The 24,708-nt window shown below is 68.0% G+C and carries 20 protein-coding genes and 9 tRNA genes; 21 read left to right on the forward strand and 8 right to left on the reverse strand.

The features are described 5' to 3' along the window. Positions 1-8 precede the first annotated feature (8 nt). From ppk1 to AC1PK7_RS04585, 4 genes are all read right to left on the reverse strand, one after another. Complete coding sequence (gene ppk1, locus AC1PK7_RS04570; protein WP_481100002.1) at positions 9-2,105, reverse strand: polyphosphate kinase 1; 2,097 nt, start codon at positions 2,103-2,105, stop codon at positions 9-11. A gap of 11 nt (positions 2,106-2,116) precedes the next feature. Further along, the gene (phoR, locus tag AC1PK7_RS04575; protein WP_481100003.1) at positions 2,117-3,442 is read right to left on the reverse strand and encodes a phosphate regulon sensor histidine kinase PhoR; all 1,326 of its coding nucleotides are present in this window, start codon (positions 3,440-3,442) and stop codon (positions 2,117-2,119) included. 64 nt (positions 3,443-3,506) lie between these two features. Then, positions 3,507-4,196 (reverse strand): phosphate regulon transcriptional regulator PhoB, encoded by a 690-nt coding sequence (phoB, locus tag AC1PK7_RS04580; RefSeq protein ID WP_010341114.1) that lies wholly within the window; start codon positions 4,194-4,196, stop codon positions 3,507-3,509. A gap of 83 nt (positions 4,197-4,279) precedes the next feature. Beyond that, positions 4,280-5,923 (reverse strand): M48 family metalloprotease, encoded by a 1,644-nt coding sequence (locus AC1PK7_RS04585; protein WP_481100004.1) that lies wholly within the window; start codon positions 5,921-5,923, stop codon positions 4,280-4,282. A 149-nt stretch (positions 5,924-6,072) separates the two neighbouring features. On the opposite strand from AC1PK7_RS04585, the gene grxC reads away from it, so the two are divergent. From grxC to AC1PK7_RS04600, 3 genes are all read left to right on the forward strand, one after another. Further along, the gene (grxC, locus tag AC1PK7_RS04590; protein ID WP_420009044.1) at positions 6,073-6,384 is read left to right on the forward strand and encodes a glutaredoxin 3; all 312 of its coding nucleotides are present in this window, start codon (positions 6,073-6,075) and stop codon (positions 6,382-6,384) included. After that, positions 6,381-6,794, forward strand: coding sequence for a carboxymuconolactone decarboxylase family protein (locus AC1PK7_RS04595; protein WP_010341117.1), 414 nt, complete (start codon positions 6,381-6,383; stop codon positions 6,792-6,794). Before grxC ends, AC1PK7_RS04595 begins: the two co-directional genes overlap by 4 nt. Positions 6,795-6,957: 163 nt before the next feature. Further along, on the forward strand, positions 6,958-7,965 hold the full coding sequence (locus tag AC1PK7_RS04600) for an isocitrate dehydrogenase (protein WP_153751193.1): 1,008 nt from the start codon (positions 6,958-6,960) through the stop codon (positions 7,963-7,965). A 144-nt stretch (positions 7,966-8,109) separates the two neighbouring features. Here the strand turns inward: AC1PK7_RS04600 and AC1PK7_RS04605 are convergent, their stop codons facing one another. Continuing rightward, on the reverse strand, positions 8,110-8,910 hold the full coding sequence (locus tag AC1PK7_RS04605) for a Bax inhibitor-1/YccA family protein (protein WP_481100005.1): 801 nt from the start codon (positions 8,908-8,910) through the stop codon (positions 8,110-8,112). A gap of 154 nt (positions 8,911-9,064) precedes the next feature. Here AC1PK7_RS04605 and AC1PK7_RS04610 point away from each other — a divergent pair. The 14 genes from AC1PK7_RS04610 (at position 9,065) to AC1PK7_RS04675 (ending at position 19,069) form a co-directional block, all read left to right on the forward strand. Further along, positions 9,065-9,141, forward strand: a tRNA-Pro gene (locus AC1PK7_RS04610). Between the two features lie 44 nt (positions 9,142-9,185). After that, positions 9,186-9,262 (forward strand) — tRNA-Arg (locus AC1PK7_RS04615). 36 nt (positions 9,263-9,298) lie between these two features. Continuing rightward, positions 9,299-9,375, forward strand: a tRNA-His gene (locus AC1PK7_RS04620). A gap of 76 nt (positions 9,376-9,451) precedes the next feature. After that, positions 9,452-9,527 (forward strand) — tRNA-Lys (locus AC1PK7_RS04625). Between the two features lie 89 nt (positions 9,528-9,616). Continuing rightward, a tRNA-Leu gene (locus tag AC1PK7_RS04630) sits at positions 9,617-9,701 on the forward strand. Positions 9,702-9,891: 190 nt separating this feature from the next. Beyond that, on the forward strand, positions 9,892-11,187 hold the full coding sequence (gene tig, locus AC1PK7_RS04635; protein WP_481100006.1) for a trigger factor: 1,296 nt from the start codon (positions 9,892-9,894) through the stop codon (positions 11,185-11,187). Between the two features lie 142 nt (positions 11,188-11,329). Continuing rightward, entirely contained in the window at positions 11,330-11,956 is a 627-nt protein-coding gene (gene clpP, locus AC1PK7_RS04640; RefSeq protein ID WP_010341121.1) for an ATP-dependent Clp endopeptidase proteolytic subunit ClpP, read from the forward strand. Positions 11,957-12,084: 128 nt separating this feature from the next. After that, positions 12,085-13,371 carry an ATP-dependent Clp protease ATP-binding subunit ClpX gene (gene clpX, locus AC1PK7_RS04645; RefSeq protein WP_010341122.1) on the forward strand — a complete coding sequence of 429 codons (1,287 nt, stop codon included), beginning with the start codon at positions 12,085-12,087 and terminating at the stop codon, positions 13,369-13,371. Between the two features lie 178 nt (positions 13,372-13,549). Continuing rightward, on the forward strand, positions 13,550-16,018 hold the full coding sequence (lon, locus tag AC1PK7_RS04650) for an endopeptidase La (protein WP_010341123.1): 2,469 nt from the start codon (positions 13,550-13,552) through the stop codon (positions 16,016-16,018). A gap of 88 nt (positions 16,019-16,106) precedes the next feature. Continuing rightward, positions 16,107-16,520, forward strand: a complete 414-nt coding sequence (locus tag AC1PK7_RS04655) for an HU family DNA-binding protein (RefSeq protein WP_157835168.1) — start codon at positions 16,107-16,109, stop codon at positions 16,518-16,520. 11 nt (positions 16,521-16,531) lie between these two features. After that, positions 16,532-16,606 (forward strand) — tRNA-Val (locus AC1PK7_RS04660). A gap of 27 nt (positions 16,607-16,633) precedes the next feature. Beyond that, positions 16,634-16,710: transfer RNA gene (locus AC1PK7_RS04665), tRNA-Asp, on the forward strand. A 117-nt stretch (positions 16,711-16,827) separates the two neighbouring features. Continuing rightward, positions 16,828-16,904: transfer RNA gene (locus tag AC1PK7_RS04670), tRNA-Asp, on the forward strand. A 176-nt stretch (positions 16,905-17,080) separates the two neighbouring features. Beyond that, entirely contained in the window at positions 17,081-19,069 is a 1,989-nt protein-coding gene (locus AC1PK7_RS04675) for a peptidylprolyl isomerase (protein WP_481100007.1), read from the forward strand. Positions 19,070-19,478: 409 nt separating this feature from the next. Here the strand turns inward: AC1PK7_RS04675 and AC1PK7_RS04680 are convergent, their stop codons facing one another. Beyond that, positions 19,479-20,693 (reverse strand): lytic transglycosylase domain-containing protein, encoded by a 1,215-nt coding sequence (locus tag AC1PK7_RS04680; RefSeq protein WP_481100008.1) that lies wholly within the window; start codon positions 20,691-20,693, stop codon positions 19,479-19,481. Further along, positions 20,690-21,457 carry a hydroxyacylglutathione hydrolase gene (gene gloB / locus AC1PK7_RS04685; RefSeq protein ID WP_481100009.1) on the reverse strand — a complete coding sequence of 256 codons (768 nt, stop codon included), beginning with the start codon at positions 21,455-21,457 and terminating at the stop codon, positions 20,690-20,692. Before gloB ends, AC1PK7_RS04680 begins: the two co-directional genes overlap by 4 nt. Before the next feature lie 12 nt (positions 21,458-21,469). Here gloB and AC1PK7_RS04690 point away from each other — a divergent pair, with 12 nt between their 5' ends. Genes AC1PK7_RS04690 through dnaQ form a run of 3 tightly spaced genes read left to right on the forward strand, consistent with a single transcriptional unit; the run spans position 21,470 to position 23,367 of the window. Further along, positions 21,470-22,129 carry a hypothetical protein gene (locus AC1PK7_RS04690; protein ID WP_481100010.1) on the forward strand — a complete coding sequence of 220 codons (660 nt, stop codon included), beginning with the start codon at positions 21,470-21,472 and terminating at the stop codon, positions 22,127-22,129. A 12-nt stretch (positions 22,130-22,141) separates the two neighbouring features. After that, a complete protein-coding gene (rnhA, locus tag AC1PK7_RS04695) occupies positions 22,142-22,600 on the forward strand; it encodes a ribonuclease HI (RefSeq protein WP_481100011.1) in 459 nt (152 codons plus the stop codon). 29 nt (positions 22,601-22,629) lie between these two features. Then, entirely contained in the window at positions 22,630-23,367 is a 738-nt protein-coding gene (dnaQ, locus tag AC1PK7_RS04700; RefSeq protein WP_420009050.1) for a DNA polymerase III subunit epsilon, read from the forward strand. Positions 23,368-23,566: 199 nt separating this feature from the next. Here dnaQ and AC1PK7_RS04705 read toward each other — a convergent pair whose 3' ends face one another. Next, entirely contained in the window at positions 23,567-24,271 is a 705-nt protein-coding gene (locus AC1PK7_RS04705; RefSeq protein WP_048490132.1) for a PP2C family protein-serine/threonine phosphatase, read from the reverse strand. Between the two features lie 208 nt (positions 24,272-24,479). Between AC1PK7_RS04705 and AC1PK7_RS04710 the strand changes: the two genes are divergently transcribed. Continuing rightward, a tRNA-Ser gene (locus tag AC1PK7_RS04710) sits at positions 24,480-24,570 on the forward strand. The last annotated feature ends 138 nt before the right edge of the window (positions 24,571-24,708 follow it).

Genomic DNA, 24,708 nt, shown 5'->3' on the forward strand with positions numbered 1-24,708 from the left:
CGACGCGCTCAGAGCCCGTCGAGCAGGGCCAGCTGCGCCGAATGCGGCGGCTGGTCCTGGCCCGGGGCCAGCTTGCGGTAGTTGCCGTCGGCGTCCAGTTCCCAGGCGTTGAGATTGTCGGCCAGGTAGTTCTGCAGCACCTCGCGGTGGATGCGCTTGACCAGATCCGGATCGAGGATCGGGAAGCCGGTCTCCACGCGCCGCAGCAGATTGCGTTCCAGCCAGTCGGCGCTGGCGCAGAACAGTTCCGGCGCGCCGTCGTTGCCGAACCAGTAGACCCGGCTGTGCTCGAGGAAACGGCCGACGATCGAGCGCACCCGGATGTTGTCGGACACGTCCGGCACGCCGGGGCGCAGGGTGCAGGCGCCGCGCACGATCAGGTCGATCTTCACGCCTGCCTGCGAGGCCGCATACAGCGCGCGGATCACCTGCGGCTCGTTGAGCGCGTTCATCTTGGCGATGATGCGGCCGGGGCGGCCCGCATGCGCCAGTTTGGTCTCGCGTTCGATCCGGTGCAGCACGCCCGGGTGCAGGGTGAAGGGCGATTGCAGCAGGCGCTTGAGGCGGATCTTCGGCGCCAGCCCGGACAACTGCTGGAACAGCAGGTGCACGTCGTTGCCGATGTCCACGTCGGCGGTGATCAGGCTCAGGTCGGTATAGGCGCGCGCGGTGCCGCTGTGGTAGTTGCCGGTGCCCAGGTGCACGTAGCGGCGCAGCTTGCGGCCCTCGCGGCGCACGATCAGCAGCATCTTGGCGTGGGTCTTGTAGCCGACCACGCCGTACACCACCTGCACGCCGGCTTCCTGCAGGCGGTCGGCCAGGCCCAGGTTGGCCTCTTCGTCGAAGCGCGCGCGCAGTTCCACCACCACGGTGACGTCCTTGCCGTTGCGCGCGGCCAGCACCAGTGCATCGACGATCGCCGAGTCCTTGCCGGTGCGGTACAGGGTCTGCTTGATCGCCAGTACGTTGGGGTCGACCGCGGCCTGCTTGATCAGGTCCAGCACCGCGGTGAAGGCGTCGAACGGGTGGTGCAGCAGCACGTCGCCGGCGGCGGCGATCTCGAAGATGCCCTCGCTGTCGCGCAGCGTGCGCGGGTTCATCGGCGGATACTTCAGGTCCGGGCGCTGCACCAGGTCGTAGACCTGGTTGACCCGGCTCAGGTTGACCGGGCCGTTGATGCGGTAGACCGCGTTTTCCGGCAGCTCGAAGTTCTGCAGCAGGGTGCGCACGATCGACTTCGGGCAGTCCTCGGCGATCTCCAGCCGCACCGCCGGCCGGTAGCCGCGGTTGACCAGTTCGTCGCGCAGCGCCAGCGCCAGGTTCTCCACTTCCTCTTCGTCCACCACCAGTTCCGAGTTGCGGGTGACGCGGAACTGGTAGGAGCCCATCACCTCCATGCCCGGGAACAGCTCGTCGACGAAGGTGGACAGCACCGAGGACAGGAACACGAAGCTCTGGCCGCCCTCGGCCAGGCTTTCCGGCAACTGGATGATGCGCGGCAGCGAGCGCGGCGCGCGCACGATCGCCAGGTGGCCGACACGGCCGAACGCGTCGGTGCCCTTGAGCACCACCACGATGTTCAGCGACTTGTTGAGGATCTTCGGGAACGGATGCGCCGGGTCCAGGCCCAGCGGCGACAGCACCGGCATGATCTCGTTGCGGAAGTAGGCGCGCAGCCAGCGCTTCTGCCGCGCGTTCCAGGAATGCCGACCGAGCACGCCGATGCCGGCGTCCTTCAACGCCGGGCGCAGCACCTCGTTCCAGCAGCGGTACTGCTGGTCGACCAGTTGCGCGGCGCGGTCGTGGATCGCGTTGAGGATGGCGTTGGGGCTCATGCCGTCCGGTGCTGGCGGCAGCCCGAACTCCTGGGCATGGCGCACGGTGGCGGCACGGATCTCGAAGAATTCGTCCAGGTTGGTGCAGGAGATGCACAGGAAGCGCAGCCGCTCCAGCAACGGCACCTGCGGATCCTGCGCCTGCGCCAGCACCCGGAAGTTGAAATCCAGTTGCGACAGTTCGCGGTTGAGGTACAGCGCCGGATCGCGCAGCGGGTCGCTGGGAACGTCCGGTGGCGGCGTGGGCGGCAGGGCGGCGGCGCGGGGCATGGCGATACTCGTTAGGCGGAAGTCAGGGTGGCATGGTCGTGCCGCGGATGCACGCGCCCGGCGCCGAAGTGACAGGAGAAGGTGCTGCCCTTGCCGACTTCGCTCTCGATCTCCAGCCGCGCCTGGTGCAGGCCGAGCACGTGCTTGACGATCGACAGGCCCAGCCCGGTGCCGCCGCTCTCGCGCGAACGGCTGCTGGAGACCCGGTAGAAGCGCTCGGTGATCCGCGGCAGGTGATGCGCGGGAATGCCGTAGCCGCTGTCGCGCACCGACAGCACCGCACCGTCGCCCTCGCGGGCGAAGGTGATGCGGATGGTGCCGCCGGCCGCGGTGTAGCGCACCGCGTTGGTGACCAGGTTGGAGAAGGCGCTGTGCAGCTCCTTGTTGGAGCCGACCAGGTCGCAATCGGCCTCGTCGTGGACCTCGATGCGGTGCCGGCCCTGGCTATGCGCTTCGGCCTCGCGGCGCAGCGTGGCCAGCATCGGCGCCATCGCGATCGACTCCTCGTTGGCGTGCTCCTGCGATTCCAGCCGCGACAGGGTGAGCAGGTCCTCGACCAGTTGGGTCATGCGCTGCGACTGCTTGCGCATCTCGGCGATCATCGGTCCCGAATCCGGGAAGTCCTCCGGATCGAGCATGTCCAGATAGCCGTGGACCACGGTCAGCGGCGTGCGCAGTTCGTGCGAGACGTTGGCGACGAAATCGCGGCGCACCTGCTCCAGTTGCAGCAGCTTGCTGACGTCGCGGGCGACCAGCAGCCAGTGGTCCTCGGAATAAGGGATCAGGCGCAGGTTCAGGCGCAGGCGCTCGTCGACCGGCGAGGGCATGTCCAGCATCGGCTCGGCGTTGCGGCCGGCGCTGAGCCAGTGCGCCAGCGGCATCGGCTGCAGCCGCTCCACCACCGGCGCGCCGAGGTCGCCGGGATGGCGCAGGCCGAGCAGGGTGCCGGCCGCTTCGTTGAACCACTGGATGCGCTGGCTGTTGCGGTCCACCACCACCACCGCGTCGGGTAGCGCCGCGGCGGCAGCGCGGTAGGCGCGCAGCATGTCCAGCAGACGCCGCTTGCGCACGCGCATTTCTGCCTGGCTGCGGTACAGCAGCCGGTCCAGTTCGTTCCACACGCCGGTGCCTGCCGGCGGCTCCCAACGCTGGCGCGCGGTCAGCCGCCGCAGCACCCGCCGCAGCCGCCAGTAGTGCCAGCCCATCACCCCCAGCGACATCAGGGTCAGCGCCATCCACACGTGGCCGCCGATCCAGCCGGCCAGCAACGCCAGCAACAGCAGGCCGGCGAGCGTGCCGAGGGTCTTCAACCAGGCGGAGCGGATGTGGCGGGGCATCGGGAACGCACTCTGTCGCAAAGGATCGTGATCCGTCCGCCGTTATAGCAGGCCAAGCTGGCGGTCAGATGGACGCAGAGAAGCGATAGCCGGAACCGCGGACGGTCTGCACCATGTTTTCCACCGCGAACGGCTCCAGCGTCTTGCGCAGGCGGCGGATGTGCACGTCGATGGTGCGCTCTTCCACGTAGACGCTGCCGCCCCAGACGTGGTCGAGCAACTGCGCGCGGCTGTACACGCGCTCGGGATGGGTCATGAAGAAGTGCAGCAGGCGGTATTCGGTCGGGCCGATCGGCACCGGGGCGTCCCCGGCGAACACCCGGTGCGCGGCGCCGTCGATGCGCAGGCTGCCGACCGAGACGCTGCCGTCCTCGTCGTCCTCGCGGGTGCGGCGCATCACCGCGCGGATCCGCGCCAGCAGCTCGCGCGCGGAGAATGGCTTGACCACGTAGTCGTCGACGCCGGCCTCCAGGCCGCCGACACGGTCGTTCTCCTCGCCGCGGGCGGTGAGCATGATGATCGGCACTTCGCGGGTCATCGCATCCTTGCGCCAGCGCCGGGCCAGTTCCAGGCCGCTGGTGCCGGGCAGCATCCAGTCCAGCAGGATCAGGTCCGGGACCCGGTCGGCGATCGAGGTCTGCGCCTCGCGGGCATCTCCGGCGTGCACCGGCTCGAAGTCGCCCTTGCGCAGGGCGAACGCGACCATGTCGCGGATGGCCGGTTCGTCGTCGACGATCAGGATGCGTTTCTGCACAACGGCACCGTGGAACTGGGGAGGAAGGTCGCCAGTAGACTACGGTTTTATTACGTTTAAGTGACGCCTGCCAAGGGCGCGTTTCAGTGCCGTTGCATGTCCGGGTCCTGCACGCCCTGGCGGCGCAGTTCCAGCACCGTCGGGGTGATCGCGGCGATGCGCGCATCGATGCGCGCGCGCGCCACATAGTCCAGGTCGCTGCGCTTCTTCAGGTTGTTGAGCTGGATCAGCGCCTGCTCCGGGTGCCCGTTCAGGTAGGCGGCCTCGGCATAAGCCTCGCCGGCGCGGGTCTCGTCGCCGGCCAGTTCGCAGGCGCGGGCGAAGGTGCGCTGGAACACCGGATCCTCCGCGGCCGCCCCCAGCAGCGGCCGCAGCACCGCTTGCGCGCGCTGGCCGGCCTGGCGGCCGCCCTGTTCGTTGAGGGCGGTGGCATAGCTCAGCGCCACCGCGCGGTTGCTGGGCATGCGCTTGACCAGCGCCTCGAAGCGCTGGTCGGCGGCCTGGGGCCTGCCGGCCTTGGCGTCGGCCTCGGCCACCGCCACGGTCAGCCACCAGTTGTCCGGGTGCGCCTGCAGCAGGCCCTCCAGCGTCTGCGCGACGTCCTGTGCGCCGCTGCCGGCGCGCAGCCGCGCCAGCGCCAGGCCGTAGCGCTGGGCATCGCTCAGACCCTGCTTGCTGCCCTGGCGCAGGCCCTCGTACTCGCGGATCGCATCGGCCGGGGTGTTGGCGCTGAACACCCGCAGCCGCTCGCGGGCCCACTCGAACTGGCCGCTGGGGCCGCGCGCGTAGTTGGCGAACGGCAGTTGCAGGCCGCCCGGCAGCAGCGGATTGCTGGGCGCGCCCAGCGGCTGGCTCAGCGACACGTCGTTCGGGTCGACCCGCTCCTGCAGGGTGCCGCCGGGCACGCTGGTGGTCACGGTCAGGGTGTTCTTCTTCATCTGTTCGGCGCGCTCGCGCGCCTCGCTGATGCGGGTGGTGGTGACCGGGTGGGTCATCAGAAAGTCGGGGGTGCTGTAGCCGCCCTGGTTGCCGCGCATCGCCAGCGACATGCGCTCGAAGAAGCCGGCCATCGCGTCGACGTCGTAGCCGCTGCGCGCCAGGGTGCGGATGCCCAGGCGGTCGGCCTCCGATTCGTTGGAGCGGGTGTAGTCGATCTGGCGCTGCTGCATCAGCCCCAGGCCGCTGGCGATCGCCGCCTGGGTGGCGTCGCCGCTGGAGCGCCCGCCGGCCTGCTGCGCGGCGACCACCGCGGCGAGCATGCCGAGCAGGATCGGGATCTGGTCGCGCTGCGCCCGCTCCACCCCGCGCAGCACGTGCTGCTGGGTGACGTGGGCGATCTCGTGCGACAGCACCGCGGCCACCTCGTCCTCGCGCTCGGCCGTCAGCACCAGGCCGGCGTTGACCGCCACGTAGCCGCCGAGGGTGGCGAAGGCGTTGATCTGGCGGTCGCGCAGCATGAAGAAGGTGAACTTCTGCTGCGGCTGGTCGCTGTTGGCGCCGAGCCGGGTGCCCATGGTCTGCAGCCAGTCGTCGATCAACGGGTCCTCAAGCACGTAGCCGTAGCTGCGCAGCTCGGCCAGCATCATCTTGCCGTACTCGGCCTGGCGCGCCGGGGTCAGCAGCTCGCCGGCGGAGGAGCCGATGTCCGGCAGCTTGTTCTCCTGGGCCAGCGCCACGGCGCAGGCGGTGGCCAGGGTGATCGCGAAGGCGAGCGGCAGCAGGCGCAAGACGGGCTCCAAGAGGGCAGGCGGACGCCGGGTGGCGGCCGGGACGACGGTGAATCCGGGATGATTCGCAGTGTTGCGGCAGCGGCCTCGAAAATCCACCCGGCCGCTACCATAGTGGCTTGGACCCTCTACACCGCCCGGAGTTTCCCGTGGACAACCCAACTGCCGACACCGGCCACGCCGGCGGCCCGCCGATCACCCTCTATTCCACCGCGATCTGCCCGTACTGCGTGGCGGCCAAGAACTTCCTCAAGAGCAAGGGCCGCACCTGGAACGAGGTGCGGATCGACCTGGACCCGGCCGAGCGCGAGAAGATGGTCGCCCTGGCGCGGCGCACCAGCGTGCCGCAGATCTTCGTCGGCGACGTGCACGTCGGCGGCTACGACGACATGATGGCGCTGCACCGCGCCGGCAAGCTTGAGCCCTTGCTCGACGGCAACGCCCCCGAGGCGCAGGCATGAGCGGCGCCGCGACGGGCGAGGGCGGGGCGTCCGGGCAGGACCGGGTGCGCGAGTTCACCGAGTTCCGCCAGCGCATGAACCAGCGCATCCTGGCCGAGCCGAACCAGGTGGTGCGGCGCTTCTTCGCGCTGGACACCCAGACCTACCAGGCCGGCGCCCTGGACGTGAAGACCAAGGAACTGCTCGGCCTGGTTGCCTCGCTGGTGCTGCGCTGCGACGACTGCATCAGCTACCACGTGGCCCAGTGCAAGGAGGCCGGGGTCAGCCGCGAGGAGTTCTTCGAGACCTTCTCGGTGGGCCTGGTGGTCGGCGGTTCGATCGTGATCCCGCACCTGCGCCGCGCCGTGGACTTCCTCGACACGCTGGAGGCCGGCGAGGCCGCCGCCCCGGCGCAGCACGCGCACGACTGAGCCCGCCGCGGGCTACCCCGATGGCCGCCGGCGCCGCGCCGGCGGCCGCCCGGTTTTGGGCGCCTTCACCGGCTTCGGGCATAATTACCGCTGAAACCTCCTTGCGCCTGCAGCCCCGGTTCCCGGGCGGCGCTCCCCCCTCTTGTACGGAAACCGCAACCCTATGACGCAGACAATCACGGTCATCCGTGGCGATGGCATCGGCCCGGAGATCATGGACGCCACGCTGTTCGTGCTCGACGCGCTGAACGCCGGCCTCACCTACGAATACGCCGATGCGGGCCTGGTGGCGCTGGAGAAGCACGGCGACCTGCTGCCGGCCGCCACGCTGGAGTCGATCCGCAAGAACAAGGTGGCGCTGAAGAGCCCGCTGACCACGCCGGTGGGCGAGGGCTTCAGTTCGATCAACGTGGCCATGCGCCGCCAGTTCGACCTGTACGCCAACGTGCGTCCGGCCAAGTCGTTCCCGAACACCAAGTCGCGCTTCGGCGCCGGCGTGGACCTGATCACCGTGCGCGAGAACACCGAAGGCGCCTACCTGAGCGAAGGCCAGGAAGTGTCCGCCGACGGCGAGACCGCGCTGTCGATGGCCAAGGTGACCCGCAAGGGTTCCGAGCGCATCGTCCGCTACGCCTTCGACCTGGCCCGCGCGACCGGCCGCAAGAAGGTCACCGCGGTGCACAAGGCCAACATCATCAAGTCCACCTCGGGCCTGTTCCTGAAGGTGGCGCGTGAAGTGGCGGCGAACTACCCGGAGATCGAATTCCAGGAAATGATCGTCGACAACGCGTGCATGCAGTTGGTGATGCGTCCGGAGCAGTTCGACATCATCGTCACCACCAACCTGTTCGGCGACATCCTGTCGGACCTGTGCGCCGGCCTGGTCGGCGGCCTGGGTCTGGCCCCGGGCGCCAACATCGGCGTGGACGCGGCGATCTTCGAAGCCGTGCACGGCTCGGCCCCGGACATCGCCGGGCAGGGCAAGGCCAACCCGTGCGCGCTGCTGCTGGGCGCGGCGCAGCTGCTGGACCACATCGGCCAGCCGCAGAACGCCGAGCGCCTGCGCAACGCCATCGTCGCCACGCTGGAAGCCAAGGACGGTCTGACCCCGGACCTGGGCGGCAGCGGCAACACCATGGGCTTCGCCCAGGCCATCGCCAGCCGCCTCTGAGCGCGCCGGAAGATCGCACAAGAAGAAAGAAAGGGCGCCCAGGGCGCCCTTTCTTTTGCTCGCAAGTTGTCTGAAGCCGCTTCAGCTCATCGATCAACGGCAGTCGCTCTTGCGATTCCCCAATCCCGATTCCCGACTCCAGCTTCAATTCCGCGACTGCAGCTTCGACAGCAGGCGCAGGAACTCCAGGTACAGCCACACCAGCGTCACCATGAGGCCGAACGCGCCGTACCACTCCATGTACTTGGGTGCGCCCTGTTCGACGCCGCTTTCGATGAAGTCGAAGTCCAGCACCAGGTTCAGCGCCGCCACCACCACCACGAACAGGCTGAACAGGATGCCGACCGTGCCGGAGGCGTGGATGTAGGGGATCTGGATATTGAAGAAGCCCAGCACCATGGTCGCCAGGTACACCAGCGCGATGCCGCCGGTGGCCGCGACCACGCCCAGCTTGAAGTTCTCGGTGGCCTTGATCATGCCGCTGCGGTAGGCGAACAGCATCGCGAACAAGGTGCCGAAGGTCAGCATCACCGCCTGCAGCACGATGCCGTTGAAGCGCACTTCGTACATCGCCGAGATCGATCCCAGGAAGAAGCCTTCCACCAGCGCGTACAGCGGGGCGGTGATCGGCGACCATTCCTTCTTGAAGATCGTGATCAGGGCCAGGATGAAGCCGCCGATCAGGCCGCCCAGCGCGTAGCCGGCCACGCCCGGGGCGATCATCGCGTTGCCCGCGGCATCGATCGAGACCGACTGGCTCCAGGCGAATACGGCGGTGAGTGCCGTCAGCATCAGCAGGATGCCGGTCTTGTTGGCGGTACCGTTCAGTGTCATCGCGCCGCTGTCGCGCGCGGCGACCGCGCTGCTCCCGGGCGAGACCACGGTGCCGCTGCGCAGATCGAGGAAGGTGGATTCCTTCAGGGCGGGATTGCCGCTGCGAAACATGCTGTTTTCTCCTTACAAAAAGGCGCTCGGCCGATGCCGATGGCAAGGCCTGAGCATAGCGCAGGCGATGTTGCGTGCATGCGACGTTGACAGCAGGCCGCAAGCTTCCCACAATAGCCGACCTTTCCGGCCTTGGCCGCGAGGGATGTTCCGCCGGGGTATAGCGCAGTCTGGTAGCGCGCCTGCTTTGGGAGCAGGATGTCGGGGGTTCGAATCCCTCTACCCCGACCAATCCGATGTCCAACGGCGGAAAGGAATGCGACAATCCAGCCAGGGCGCCCGTAGCTCAACTGGATAGAGCACCGGCCTTCTAAGCCGGCGGTTACAGGTTCGATTCCTGTCGGGCGCGCCAACACCGGCGCCGGGCAGGAGATGCAAGGTTTCAATGGTGGCTGTAGCTCAGTTGGTTAGAGTACTGGATTGTGATTCCAGATGTCGGGGGTTCGAGTCCCCTCAGCCACCCCATTGATCGCGTGACCCGATGCTTCGCGGGGTGTTGCAACGAAGCAAAAAAGCACATAGAATGTGCGACTCAGTTTCAGGGCCGTTAGCTCAGTTGGTAGAGCAGTTGACTCTTAATCAATAGGTCCAAGGTTCGAATCCTTGACGGCCCACCAAAACAAAAGGCACCTGCTCCGGCAGGTGCCTTTTTCTTTGCCGGCCGGCCTGCAACAATGTGCCGGCAGGCGTCATCCGGCGCCGCAGCGCGAAAGTGGCGGAATTGGTAGACGCCCTGGTTTTAGGTACCAGTGCCGCAAGGCGTAGGGGTTCGAGTCCCCTCTTTCGCACCATCCAGCCCCTTGCGGGCCCTCGCGGCGATGGTGGGTTCGGCGTCGCCACGGTGGCCGCTCGGCCCTGCGCTGGCAGGCGCCGCGGGAATAGGCGAAACTATCCGGCTGCGGCGGCTGTCCCGTGCCCGCGCCAACCCGTACTTTTCTACATCGTGCCGAGAGCCGTGGGCTCCCGGTGGCAGGAGTCCACATGCAAGCTTCGATCGAAACCACCGGTACCTTGGAACGGCGTCTGACCTTCACCCTGCCGGAGGATCGCCTGGAAACCCATGTCGGCGGCCGCCTGCGCGAAGTCGCGCGCACCGCGCGGATCAAGGGCTTCCGTCCGGGCAAGATTCCGGCCAAGGTGATCGAGCAGCGCTTCGGGCCGCAGATCCGCGCCGAGGCGCTGGACGGCCTGCTGCGCGAGACCTTCGATTCGGCCGTGCGCGAGCACGAGCTGCGCCTGGCCGGCAACCCGCGCATCGACCGCGCCGGCGACAACGAGCTGCAGTTCGTGGCCACCTTCGAAGTGGTGCCGGACTTCGGCGACATCGACGTGTCCACGCTGCAGGTGATCCGCCACACCGCCGAGGTCACCGACGCCGACATCGAGCAGATGATCGAGAATCTGCGTCTGCAGCGTCGCACCTGGCAGCCGGCCGCGCGTCCGGCGCAGGGCGGCGACCTGGTGACGCTGGAGACCTGGTCGCAGGTCGGCGACGAGCGCCTGCCGACCGAGGGCGTGGAGAAGGGCAGCAGCGTGATCGGCTCGGGCGTCATGTTCCCGGCGATCGAACAGGGCCTGGTCGGCCTGTCCAAGGACGAAGAGAAGACGCTGACGGTCGAGTTCCCGGCCGACTGGCGCGTGCCGCAGTTCGCCGGCAAGCAGGTCCAGGTGCACGTGAAGGCGGTCGACGTCGCCGCGCCGGTGCTGCCGGAGGTGGACAAGGAGTTCATCAAGAGCTTCGGCGTGAAGAGCGGCGATGTCGAGCAGTTCCGCAAGGACATCCGCATCAACCTGGAGCGCGAGCTCAAGGGCGCGCTGATGAACCGCCTGCGTCGCGAAGTGGGCGAGCAGCTGATCGCCGCCTACGCCTCGGTGGAGATGCCGCCGCGCCTGGTCGAGAACGAGGCGCGCGCCATGCTGGCGCAGCAGGTCGAGCAACTGCGCCGTTCCGGTCGCGACCCGGGTCAGGTGCCGGACGACGCCCACCAGGGCTTCATGGACGCCGCACGCAAGCGCGTGCTGGTCGGCCTGCTGGTCGGCGAGGTTGCCCGCCGCAACGAACTGCGCCTGGACCCGAAGCGGGTCTCGGAGACGCTGCGCCTGATCGCCTCGACCTACGAAGAGCCGGAACAGGTCATTGAGATGTACCGCAACGATCCCCAATTGATGGGGGGACTGCAGAGCCGCGTGATGGAAGAGCAGGTGATCGACTGGATCGCCGAGCGCGCCCAGCACACCGAGCAGGCGATGTCGTTCCAGGACGCGATCCGTCAATAAGACGACGCGTCACCGTCTCGCGCATCCCGGCATGCGCGAGGTGGATCCCCGTTTCACTCCCCGTGGCGGCGGGGCGCAACACGATGCGAAGCCCTGCACACCCCCGTGCAGGGACGGACCCCGAGCAGCAGGAGATCACCGCGTGGACAATGTGACCAAGGCCTTGAATCTGGTTCCGATGGTGGTCGAACAGACCAGTCGTGGCGAGCGTGCCTACGACATCTATTCGCGTCTGCTGAAGGAGCGCCTGATCTTCCTGGTTGGCCCGATCGACGACCACATGGCCAATGTGATCGTGGCCCAGCTGCTGTTCCTGGAAGCGGACAATCCGGAGAAGGACATCAGCATCTACATCAACTCGCCGGGCGGCGTGGTCACCGCCGGCATGGCGATCTACGACACCATGCAGTACATCAAGCCGGACGTGAGCACCATCTGCGTCGGCCAGGCCGCCTCGATGGGCGCGCTGCTGCTGGCGTCGGGCGCGGCCGGCAAGCGCTATGCGCTGCCGAACTCGCGGGTGATGATCCACCAGCCGCTGGGCGGCTTCCAGGGCCAGGCCACCGATATCGACATCCACGCTCGCGAGATCCTGACCCTGCGCGCGCGGCTGAACGAAATCCTGGCCAAGCACACCGGCCAGTCGCTGGAGACCATCGCCCGCGACACCGAGCGCGACAACTTCAAGAGCGCCATCGACGCGCAGGCCTACGGCCTCGTCGACCAGGTCCTGGAGCGTCGTCCGGATGAGTCCATCCAGCCGGCATAAGGCTTGCATGTACTGCAAAACGCAGCGTATTCCGCAGGGCCGGGGTCGGGCTAGCGTCCTCCCGGCCCTGTGCTATTCTCGAAATCGAACCCCCGTTCATCGGGTGGGGTAACTGGGTAAGCGAAGCAATGAGCGAAGACCGGCAAGGCCGTTCCGGCGACAGCAACAAGATCCTGTACTGCTCGTTCTGCGGCAAGAGTCAACACGAGGTCCGTAAGCTGATCGCCGGGCCCAGCGTGTTCATCTGCGACGAATGCGTCGAGTTGTGCAACGACATCATCCGCGAGGAGCTCGAGGAGAAGGCGCAGTCGGCACGCAGCAGCCTGCCCAAGCCGCGCGAGATCCTGGAAGTGCTCGACCAGTACGTGATCGGCCAGCAGCGCGCCAAGCGCACGCTCGCCGTGGCCGTGTACAACCACTACAAGCGCATCGAGAGCCGGCAGAAGAACGACGAGGTCGAACTGGCCAAGTCCAACATCCTGCTGGTCGGTCCGACCGGTTCGGGCAAGACGCTGCTGGCCGAAACGCTGGCGCGCCTGCTCAACGTGCCGTTCACCATCGCCGATGCGACCACGCTGACCGAAGCCGGCTACGTCGGCGAGGACGTGGAAAACATCATCCAGAAGCTGCTGCAGAAGTGCGACTACGACGTCGACAAGGCGCAGCAGGGCATCGTCTACATCGACGAGATCGACAAGATCTCGCGCAAGAGCGAAAACCCGTCGATCACCCGCGACGTGTCCGGCGAAGGCGTGCAGCAGGCGCTGCTGAAGCTGATCGAAGGCACGGTCGCCTCGGTGCCTCCGCAGGGCGGGCGCAAGCATCCGCAGCAGGAATTCCTGCAGGTGGACACCAAGAACATCCTGTTCATCTGCGGCGGCGCGTTCGCCGGCCTGGACAAGGTGATCCAGCAGCGCTCCAACGATGCCGGCGGCATCGGCTTCGGCGCCAAGGTCAAGAGCGTCGAGCGCAAGCGCGAGGTCGGCAAGATCCTGGCCGACGTCGAGCCGGAAGACCTGATCAAGTTCGGCCTGATCCCCGAGTTCGTCGGCCGCCTGCCGGTGGTCGCCACGCTCGAGGAACTGGACGAGCCGGCGCTGATCAAGATCCTCACCGAGCCCAAGAACGCCATCACCAAGCAGTTCAAGAAGCTGTTCGAGATGGAAGGCGTGGAGCTGGAGTTCCGCCAGGACGCGCTGCTGGCCATCGCCAAGAAGGCGCTCAAGCGCAAGACCGGCGCGCGCGGCCTGCGCACCATCGTCGAGTCGGTGCTGCTGGACACGATGTACGAGCTGCCGTCGCAGGAGAACGTCAGCAAGGTGGTGGTGGACGAGTCGGTGATCGAGCACAAGTCCGAGCCGTACCTGATCTACCAGACCCCGCCGGCGGCGCCCAAGGTCGCCTCCGCGGAGTGACCCCGGGCCGGTGCTGCGCGGCGACCCCGCCGCGTGCCGTCCGCCTGCAGGTAAGTCGCTGAAACATAAAGGAGTTCTGCGCTCCCCTTGCATCGCCCAGCCGATGGCCCCATAACGGGGCCATCGGCGTTTTTATGGCCGCCCGCATCGCGTTCCCGCCTCCCAAATCGGAATCCTCATGGCCCAGTCCCAATCCGAAGTCCTCGACCTGCCGGTCCTGCCATTGCGCGACGTCGTGGTCTTTCCGCACATGGTCATCCCGCTGTTCGTCGGTCGCGACAAATCCATGCGCGCGCTCGAGCACGCGATGGAGGCCGACAAGCGCATCCTGCTGGTCGCGCAGAAGTCCGCCGAGACCGACGATCCGGCGGCCGCCGACCTGTACAACGTCGGCACGCTGGCGCAGGTGCTGCAACTGCTGAAGCTGCCCGACGGCACCATCAAGGTGCTGGTCGAAGGCCTGTCGCGGGTCAGCGTCGACAAGGTCGCCGAGCGCGACGGCGCGCTGCAGGGCGAAGGCCGCGAGATCGATGCCGCCGAATCGCGCGAGGAGCGCGAGGTCGAGGCGATCGCGCGTTCGCTGATGTCGCTGTTCGAGCAGTACGTCAAGACCAACCGCAAGCTGCCGCCGGAGCTGCTGCAGACCCTGTCCGGCATCGACGAGCCCGGCCGCCTGGCCGACACCATCGCCGCGCACATCGGCGTGCGCCTGGCCGACAAGCAGCGCCTGTTGGAAACGCTGGAAGTGGGGGAGCGCCTGGAGATGCTGGTCGGCCTGGTCGACGGCGAGATCGACGTGCAGCAGCTGGAGAAGCGCATCCGCGGCCGGGTCAAGTCGCAGATGGAGAAGAGCCAGCGCGAGTACTACCTCAACGAGCAGATGAAGGCGATCCAGAAGGAACTGGGCGACCTCGACGATGCGCCGGGCGAGCTGGAGGAGCTGGCGCGCAAGATCGCCGAGGCCGGCATGCCCAAGCCGGTGGAGACCAAGGCCAAGGCCGAACTCAACAAGCTCAAGCAGATGTCGCCGATGTCGGCCGAAGCCGCGGTGGTGCGCAACTACCTCGACTGGCTGCTGGGCGTGCCGTGGAAGAAGCGCAGCAAGGTGCGCAAGGACCTGAAGGTCGCGCAGGAAACCCTCGATGCCGATCACTACGGCCTGGAGAAGGTCAAGGACCGCATCCTCGAGTACCTGGCGGTGCAGTCGCGGGTGAAGCAGATGAAGGGGCCGATCCTGTGCTTGGTCGGACCGCCGGGCGTGGGCAAGACCTCGCTGGGCCAGTCCATCGCCAAGGCGACCAACCGCAAGTTCGTGCGCATGTCGCTGGGCGGCGTGCGCGACGAGGCGGAGATCCGCGGCCATCGCCGGACCTACGTCGGTTCGATGCCCGGTCGCATCGTGCAGAACCTCAACAAGGTCGGCAGCAAGAACCCGCTGTTCGTGCTCGACGAGATCGACAAGATGTCGATGGACTTCCGCGGCGATCCGTCCTCGGCGCTGCTGGAAGTGCTCGATCCCGAGCAGAACAACGCCTTCAACGACCACTACCTGGAAGTGGACCTGGACCTGTCCGAAGTGATGTTCGTGGCGACCTCCAATTCGCTGAACATCCCCGGCCCGTTGCTGGACCGCATGGAAGTGATCCGCATCCCCGGCTACACCGAGGACGAGAAGCTCAACATCGCGACGCGCTACCTGGTGCCCAAGCAGCTCAAGGCCAATGGCCTGAAGCAGGACGAGCTGGAGATCGGCGCCGACGCGATCCGCGACATCGTGCGCTACTACACGCGCGAATCCGGCGTGCGTAACCTCGAGCGCGAAGTCGCCAAGATCTGCCGCAAGGTGGTCAAGGAGATCGCCCTGGCCGGTCCGCAGCCGGCCGCACCGGCGAAGAAGGCCGCAGCGAAGAAGGGTGCCGTGCGCAAGGACAAGGCCCGCGTGAGCGTCGGCTCGAAGAACCTGGACAAGTACCTGGGCGTGCGCCGCTACGACTTCGGTCGTGCCGAGGAGCAGAACGAGATCGGCCTGGTGACCGGCCTGGCCTGGACCGAGGTCGGCGGCGATCTGCTGCAGATCGAATCGACCCTGGTCCCGGGCAAGGGCGCGGTGATCCTGACCGGCCAGCTCGGCGACGTGATGAAGGAATCGGCGTCGGCCGCGTTGTCGGTGGTGCGCTCGCGCGCCGAGCGGCTCGGCATCGAGGCGGACTTCCTGCAGAAGCACGACGTCCACCTGCACGTGCCGGACGGCGCCACGCCGAAGGACGGCCCCAGTGCCGGCATCGCGATGGTGACCTCGCTGGTGTCGATGCTGACCAAGGTGCCGGTCAAGTCGGAGGTGGCGATGACCGGCGAGATCACCCTGCGTGGCCGCGTCTCGGCGATCGGCGGACTCAAGGAGAAGCTGCTGGCCGCACTGCGCGGCGGCATCCGCACCGTGCTGATTCCCGAGGAGAACCGCAAGGATCTGGCCGACATCCCGGAGAACGTCACCCGCGATCTGAAGATCGTGCCGGTGAAGTGGATCGACGAAGTGCTGGATCTGGCACTGGAGCGTCCGCTCGCGCCCAAGCCCGCCGCCGATGCCGAACAGGCACCGTCGCGGCGCAAGCAGAAAGCATCCTCGAACCCGCGCGTCAAGCACTGACGCGCGCTGAACCGCACCCGCGCAAACGGCTCAAACCCGCGCCGTTGTTGGCTTTTCGGCTTGCGCGGGTATTGGCCCGCTGGTATAAATGCAGCGCTTGCGAGCACCGCGAACGGGCGTGCTTGGTAGTGCAAAACATATCCATCGGGGTCTCGCCCAGGCGAGGCAGGCCACGCCGACACCCGATCCTCAATCCGCGGTCTTCTGCCGCACATGGAGTCATCAAGAAATGAATAAAGCCGAACTGAACGACGCGATCGCCGCTGCCGCCGACATCTCCAAGGCCGAAGCCGGTCGTGCCATCGACGCCTTCGTGTCGGAAGTGACCAAGGCCCTGAAGAAGGGCGACAGCGTCACGCTCGTGGGCTTCGGCACCTTCCAGGTGCGCGACCGTGCCGAGCGCACCGGCCGCAACCCGAAGACCGGCGACTCCATCAAGATCGCGGCGTCGAAGAATCCGACGTTCAAGGCTGGTAAAGCGCTGAAGGATGCCGTAAACTAATCGACTCGCTAGGGTGCTTAGCTCAGCGGTAGAGCGTCTCCTTTACACGGAGAGGGTCGGGGGTTCGAAACCCTCAGCACCCACCAGAGCACCAAGCGACAGGTTTCAAAAGCGGAGTGGTAGTTCAGTCGGTTAGAATGCTGGCCTGTCACGCCGGAGGTCGCGGGTTCGAGTCCCGTCCACTCCGCCAGTTGTACCGAAGCCCCCGAGCGATCGGGGGTTTCGTTTCTCGCAGTCGCCGCCACGCGCCAGCGTCGGCCTAGCAGCTCCGGGAAAGCGGGCCTCGCGCCCGCCTCCGTTCAAACGCGGAGTGGTAGTTCAGTCGGTTAGAATGCTGGCCTGTCACGCCGGAGGTCGCGGGTTCGAGTCCCGTCCACTCCGCCATTTGTACGCGAAACCCCCGAGAAATCGGGGGTTTCTTTTTTTCCGCAAGGCGCTGGCGTTCGCCCCCCGATTGCCGCCGCGGCGCATGAGCGGCGCGGGCTGCGGGGCGGCCGGTTCTGCCGTAAGGCGTGAAGCGGGTTAAACTGCGCGGCTCGCCAATAGGCCGTCGGTTCCCAATGCTGCAGAAACTTCGCGAAAAGACCTCGGGCTGGATCGCCACCGCGATCATCGGTCTGTTGATGATTCCGTTCCTGTTCGTCATCGACAACAGCTACCTCGGTGGCGTCGGTGCCAACAATGTCGCCAAGGTGCAGGCGCCGCCGTCGTGGTGGTCGTCGGCGCCGTCGTGGTGGCCGGTGTCGCTGCTGTGGCAGCACCACGAAGTGAGCACGGAGCAGTTCCGTACCCGCTTCGAGCAGGCGCGCATCCAGGCGCGCGAGCAGCAGGGCGAGAACTTCGATCCGCGTGCGTTCGAAAGCATCGACAACAAGCGCAAGCTGCTCGATCAACTGATCGACGAGCAGGTGGCGAAGCTGTCGGCCGAGCGCGCCGGCGTGGTCATCGGCGATGCCGCGGTGCGCGATTACATCAGTTCCATGCCTGCGTTCCAGAACGACGGCAAGTTCGATCCGGAGCGCTACCGCCTGGCCCTGGCCTCTGGCACGCCGCCGCGCACGCCGACCATGTTCCAGCAGTTGGTGCGCGATGCGCTGCAGCAGTCGGTGATTCCGTCGGGCATCGCCGAATCGGCGTTCGCCACCAAGCAGGAGACCGATCGCCTGCTGAAGATGCTGGGCGAAACCCGCGACGTGGAGATGGCGCTGTTGCCGGAGATGCCGGCCGACACCGCGCCGGTCAGCGACGCGCAGGTGCAGCAGTGGTACGACTCGCACAAGTCCGACTTCAAGCAGCCGGAAACCGTGACGATCGAGTACGTCGACCTCAACGCGGCCAGCCTGCCGCCGGTCAAGCCGGCCGACGAGGCGACGCTGCGCAAGCGCTACGACGACGAGAAGGCGCGCTTCGTTGAGCCAGATCAACGGCTGGCCTCGCACATCCTGATCAGCGCCGGCAAGGACGCGGCCTCGCAGAAGGCGGCCGAGGCCAAGGCGGCCAAGCTGGCGGCCGAAGCCAAGCAGCCCGGCGCCGATTTCGCCGCGCTGGCCCGCGCCAACTCCGACGATCCCGGTTCCAAGAATGCCGGCGGCGATCTGGGCTGGGTGGAGAAGGGCGTGATGGTGAAGCCGTTCGAGGATGCGCTGTTCGCGATGAAGCCCGGCGAGATCGTCGGTCCGGTGAAGAGCGAATTCGGCTATCACGTGATCCAGCTGCGCCAGGTCAAGGGCGGTCAGGGCAAGTCGTTCGAGCAGGTGCGCGACCAGCTCGCCAGCGAGCAACTGAAGGCCGACAGCGAGAAGGCCTTCAGCGACCTGAGCGGCAAGCTGGTGGACCTGGTCTACAAGAACCCGACCGCGCTGGCCTCGGCGGCGAAGGAAGTGGGTCTGCCGGTGCAGACGCTGGGGCCGTTCTCGCGCGCCAACGCCAGCGGCATCGCTGCGCAGCCGGCGGTGTTGCGCGCCGCGTTCTCCGACACCCTGGTGCAGGACGGCACGGTCAGCGACCCGATCAACCTGGGGCCGAACCACAGCGTGCTGATCCGCGTGACCCAGCACCAGCCGGAGCAGATCCAGCCGCTGGCCAAGGTGCACGAGCAGGTCGTCGCCGCGGTGCATGCCGATCGCACCGCCAAGGCCGCCGCCGCCAAGGCCGACGCGCTGCTGGCGCGCCTGCGCAAGGGCGAAACGTTGCAGGCCCTGGCTGGCCCGGAGAAGCTGCAGATCAACCCGATGCCGGGGCTGCCGCGCAACGTGCCGATGCCGAGCGCACAGGCCAGCCAGGCGATCTTCAGCGCGCCGCAGCCGGCCGACGGCAAGCCGTCGGTGGGCAAGGTCGAGTTGCCTGCCGCGCCGGGCACGGTGGGCAAGCGCTATGCGCTGTTTGCCGTCACCAAGGTCACGCCGGGCGATCTGAGCAAGGTGCCGGCCGAGCAGCAGACGATGTTCCAGCAGCAGCTGGCGCGTATCGAAGGCGAGGCCGATGCCAAGGCCTACGTCGATGCGATGCGCAAGCACTTCAAGATCAGCGTGCAGGAGTCGCAGCTGTAACAGCGGCGCCGTCGATACGTGCTGTCACGCAACAGGCCCGGCATTGCCGGGCCTGTTGCATTTCAGACGGGCATCAAGGTGTGCGTCTTGCCGCGCACAGCGCAGCGGCAACGTGCGCGCAAGCACAGGACGGGCGCCGGCTGGTAGGTTGGGTGGGCACGAAGGGCAGCAGCGGCCGCCATCGCTCGCCCGAGGCGCTGTTGCAAGCTGGCTGCGATCGAGGCAAAGCGTCCTGCCCATCGGGCAGTGCGCTGGTTGCCGCAGGTGCTGGACGCGGTGAAACGCCAAGCTCGCAGAGGTTCGCGTCGGTGTCAGGTGCCGCTCGGGTCGTGGTCATTCCCGCGACCCGGCTGCATGTCCGCCGGCGTTGCAGCGTGTCTCGGACGTCGTCCCGCCGAGGCGGGAGCGCTCAGTCCTCGTAGCTCAGCACCATGCCGGGGCGCAGCACGCTGCGTGCGGACAGGCCGTTCTTCATCAGCAGCGCCTGCACCGTGATGCCGTAGCGCTTGGCGATGTTCCAGGCGGTGTCGCCGTCGCGCACGGTGTGGGTATGGCGGGAGCGTGCGCCAGCGCGGGTGGCGCGGCTCGGCGCGGGGCTGTCGTCGGCGCTGGCCACGGTGGCGACAACCGGAGCGTCGTCCTGCGTGGGCGGTGCGGTGTCCTGCTGGGCCAGCACGGGGCCGCCCACGCTGCGCGGTGCCAGCACCGGCAGTGCGCGCTTGGCGCCGCGGCCGGTGCCCAGGGCCGGATTCAGCCGGGCGAGCTGGTTGCCCTGCAGCGCCTGGCGCCGGGCCCACTCGTCCAGCGCCATGCCGGCGGGCAGGGTCTGCGCCTGCAGGATCGGCACGTCGCGGTCCAGCGAGGCCATCCATTCGTCGCGGGTCTGCGCCTGTTCCAGCACGCAGGCCAGCGCGTGCAGCTTCTCGACGTACGCATAGGTGACCGAGGACAGTCCGGGCAGCTTGTCCGGCTGCGCGTTCTGCGCGTTCATGCCGGCGCGGCGCATCGACTGCAGCACGCGGTATTCGCCGGCGTTGTAGGCCATGATCGCCAGGCGCCAGTCGCCGCCGAACATGCCGTGCAGGGTCTTCAGGTAGCGCACCGCGGCGCGGGTGGAGTCGACCGCGGACAGGCGGCCGTCGTAGCCGTTCTCCAGCGGAACATCGTGGTTGCGCGCGGTGCCGGGGATGAACTGCCACAGGCCGGCGGGGCCGCCGCTGTTGCGCGCGGCCGGACGGTAGCCGCTTTCCACGAACGGGATCAGCGCGAACTCGGTCGGCAGGTTGGCCGCGCGCAGCTCGTCGACCACGTAGCCGAACAGGGGCAGCACGTCCTCGTCCTCGTCGGCCAGGCGCGAGGGGGCGCGCGAGAACTGCTGCTGCCAGCGCGCATCGGTGGCGCCGGCGTCGCAACGCGCGTCGGCCAGGCCGTCGCGGAAGCGGGCGAGGATGTCGTGCCCGTTACGGGTGGTGGGCGGCGGCAGCGCCGCCGCATCCGTCGGCAGGCCGTTCAGCCCGGCCACGGTCTGCTCGAGTGCGGCCGCAAGCGGGGTCGCGGCCGCCGCAGGGGGCGCCGCCGACGCCATCGCCAGCGTCAGCGCCGCCGTCAACGCCAGCGCCCTCATGCGCGGAAATCGTCTTTCCAGCGCCTCAATTCGGCGAAGACTTCCACTTCGTCGGACACCCCCCGGCCGAGCCGGGCGCCGATCGCCTGCTGGATCGCCGCCGAGGCGGTACGCAGGAACGGATTGGTCGCCAGTTCGCTGGCGAGGGTGACGGGAACGGTGGGGCGGGCAGCGTGACGCATGGCCAGGGCTTCCTGATGGCGCTGCCGCAGGGCAGCGTTGGTGGGATCGACCGTGACGGCGAATGCCGCATTGGCCAAGGTGTATTCGTGTCCGCAGCAGACCAGCGTCTGCCCCGGGAGGGCGGACAGGCGCTGCAGCGAACCCAACATCTGGGAGGGCGTACCTTCGAACATGCGCCCACAGCCCAGGCTGAACAGCGTATCGCCGCTGAACAGGTGACCGTGGCCGACATAGGCCAAGTGCGAGCGGGTGTGGCCGGGGACGGACAGGGTATCGAACTGCCAGTCCAGCACCTTCACGACATCGCCGTCGCCGACCCGCTCGCACGCAAGTCCGGCGATCCGCGGGTCGTCCGGCGCGTACACCGGGATGTCCGGCCAGCGCTCGCGCAGCGCCGCCACGCCGCCGATATGGTCGTCGTGATGGTGGGTGAGCAGGATGGCGGCCGGCTGCAGGCCTTGCGCAGCGGCCTCCAGGACCGGTTCGGCCTGGCCTGGATCGACCAGCAACGCACGCCCGCCGTCCGTGGCGATCGCCCAGATGTAGTTATCCTGGAATGCGGGCAGGGCGATCAGTCGCATAGAATTGGCACCATGCCTGCCGTGTCGCTCCCTCGTCAAGCCAACGTCTCATCCTGGTTTGATACGGCCGGGGCGCAGGCGCTGCTCCAGGCCGAGCAGCCGCTGATCCTCGATGCCCTGCTCAAGCGCCCCGCGCAGCCCTGGCTGTGGCTGGCGCCGGTGCCGCTGCCGCCTCCCGGGCGCGAGCTGCCGGGACGGGGCGTGCGCCTGCACCGCAACCCTCGTGGCTATGCCGGCGACCTGGTGTGCACGCTGCCGCTGCCGCTGCCGTCGGAGAGCGTCAACGCCATCGTCCTCCAGCACGTGCTCGCCGCCGACGCGGCGGAACTGCTGGAGGAATGCGAGCGCATCCTGATGCCGGGCGGCCGCGTGTGGCTGTTCGCGCTCAACGCGATGAGCCCGTACCGGCTGCGCTGGCGCCGCCAGGGCCTGGTGGCGCGCCCGCCGGGCAGTTGGCGTGGCCTGCTGGAACAGGTCGGCCTGCCGTGCGTGGAGCAGTTGCGCTATCTCGGGCCGGTGTGGCCGACCCGCAGTGGCGTCGGCCAGGCCACCTCCACCGCGCCGCTGCGCGCGGTCTGCATGCTGCAGGCGGAAAAACGCACCGCCGCCGGCATCGGCCCCATCCCGCTGCGCGCGCCGGTCCGCTGGCGCGGCTCGGTCGCTTCGATCTGAACACGGAGTTTCATGAAGATTGTCGACATCCATACCGATGGCGCCTGCCTCGGTAATCCCGGCCCCGGCGGCTGGGCCGCGCTGCTGCGCTACAAGGGGCTGGAGCGCGAGGTGGCCGGCGCCGAGGCGCACACCACCAACAACCGCATGGAATTGATGGCCGCGATCATGGCCCTGGAGACGCTCAACGAGCCCTGCCAGATCGTGCTGCACACCGACTCGCAGTACGTGCGCCAGGGCATCACCGAATGGATGCCGGGTTGGGTGCGGCGGCAGTGGAAGACCGCTGGCGGCGATCCGGTCAAGAACCGTGATCTGTGGGAACGGCTGCACGCAGCGGCGCAGCGGCATACGATCGACTGGCGCTGGGTCAAGGGCCACAACGGCGATCCGGACAACGAGCGGGTCGACCAGCTGGCGCGCAACCAGGCCCTGCACGTGCGCGCCGGTGGCGCCGTGGTCGCGCCTTGATCCCGTCTCCCTTTTCCGCTGCGAGTCCCATGCGTCAGATCATCCTCGATACCGAAACCACCGGCCTGGAATGGAAGAAGGGCAACCGTGTCGTGGAAATCGGCGCGGTGGAACTGCTCGAACGCCGCCCCAGCGGGCGCAACTTCCATCGCTACCTGCGCCCGGACTGCGATTTCGAACCCGGCGCGCAGGAAGTCACGGGCCTGACCCTGGACTTCCTCGCCGACAAGCCGGAATTCCACGAGGTGGTCGACGAATTCCTGGAGTTCATCGACGGCGCCGAGCTGATCATCCACAACGCCTCGTTCGACCTGGGCTTTCTGGACTACGAACTGTCGCGGCTGGGCGAGTCCTACGGCCGCATCCTCGACCGCGCCACGGTGATCGACACCTTGCTGCTGGCGCGCGAGCGCTTCCCCGGCCAGCGCAATTCGCTGGACGCGCTGTGCAAGCGGCTGGGCGTGGACAACTCGCACCGGCAACTGCACGGCGCGCTGCTCGATGCGCAGATCCTCAGCGACGTGTACATCGCGCTGACCTCCGGCCAGGAGGAGATCGGCTTCGCCCTGGCCGAGGACGGCGCCGCGCATGCGGCGGCGCAGGGTCCGGCATTCGACATGACCATGCTGCTGCCGCGGCCGCGGGTGTTGCCGACGGCCTCGGAACTGGAAGCGCACCAGGCGCGGCTGGAGAAGCTGCGCAAGAAGGCCGGCCGCGCGTTGTGGGACGAGGCCGAGCCGGTCGTGGCGGACGCGGTGGCCGGTTGAAGGGCGCCTCGAATGACGGCGGGAGTGTTGTAGGAGCGGCTTCAGCCGCGATGGGGCGTCCCCGGGAAGGCCCCATCGCGGCTGAAGCCGCTCCTACAAGGGCAGCCTGGCCGGCTTGGGCGTGAAGAATGCAGATGCCCAGCGGTGCCCTGACGTCGTTTGCGCGGCCGGCCGGAGCCGCCGCCGCGCCGCACCGAATTCAGTGACAGCGCACCAGGATCGCGGTGATGTTGTCCGAGCCGCCTTCGTCGAGCGCGGCGGCGACCAGCATGTCCACGCACTCCTGCGCGCTGCAGTCGTCGTGGCCCAGCGCGCTGGCCAGGCCGGCATCGTCCACTTCCTCGGTCAGCCCGTCGCTGCACAACAGCAGGCGCATGCCCGGGCGCAGTTCGCCGGTCATCGTGGCCACGTTGAGGTGCTGGGGATCGGTCACGCCCAGCGCCTGGGTGACCACGTTGCGGTGCGGATGGGCGCGGGCCTGCTCGGCGGTGAGCGCGCCCTGCGCGATCAGTTCCTGCACGTAGCTGTGGTCCTGGCTGAGCTGGGCCAGCTTGCCGTCGCGCCACAGATAGGCGCGGCTGTCGCCGACCCAGGCGACCTCGAAGCGGTTGCCCTGCACCCGCGCGGCCACCACCGTGGTGCCCATCGGCAGGGTATCGTTGCGGCGCTGCGAGGCGCGGATGATCTCCTCGTCGGCGATGCGGATGGCCTGCGCCAGCGCGGTGCCGCCGCGCACTTCACGGACGATGGCCTCGCGCGCAAGGGCGCTGGCGACCTCGCCGCAGGCGTGGCCGCCCATGCCGTCGGCCACCAGCCACAGCCCCAGTTCGTGGTCGCCGTAGTAGGTGTCCTCGTTGAGGTCGCGGCGCAGGCCGACGTGGGTGAGGTGTCCGAATTCGATCATTGTGCGCCTGCGGCCGGCGGGTGTTTTCTGGGGTCGACGGGCATCATCGCGGTCGCGCGCGGATCAGGCAATCGCCGCGCGCGGCGCCAAGCAGGCGGGGTTCATCGCCCCGCGCCGCCGGGCGCTTGCGGGGCCTCCGCGCCGGGCCGCTTGTCCGCGCGCGACGGGAACCGTATGATGCACGCCCCCGGTCCGCCGGGGACCACCCGGGAAGGTGGCAGAGTGGTTGAATGTACCTGACTCGAAATCAGGCAGGCGTTTATAGCGCCTCGGGGGTTCGAATCCCCCCCTTCCCGCCAGTTCTTGCGTCTCGCGCTTCCGCGAGGCCGCGTCTCCAGGGCATGTCCCTGCTCCGCGCCGGGCCTGCAAACGCCGCTGGCGATGCCAGCCGCGCTTGGCGGTAGCGCCGGTCAACCCCGTGTCCCCGCGCCGCGATG

Source organism: Xanthomonas sp. NCPPB 3174, assembly GCF_056725205.1.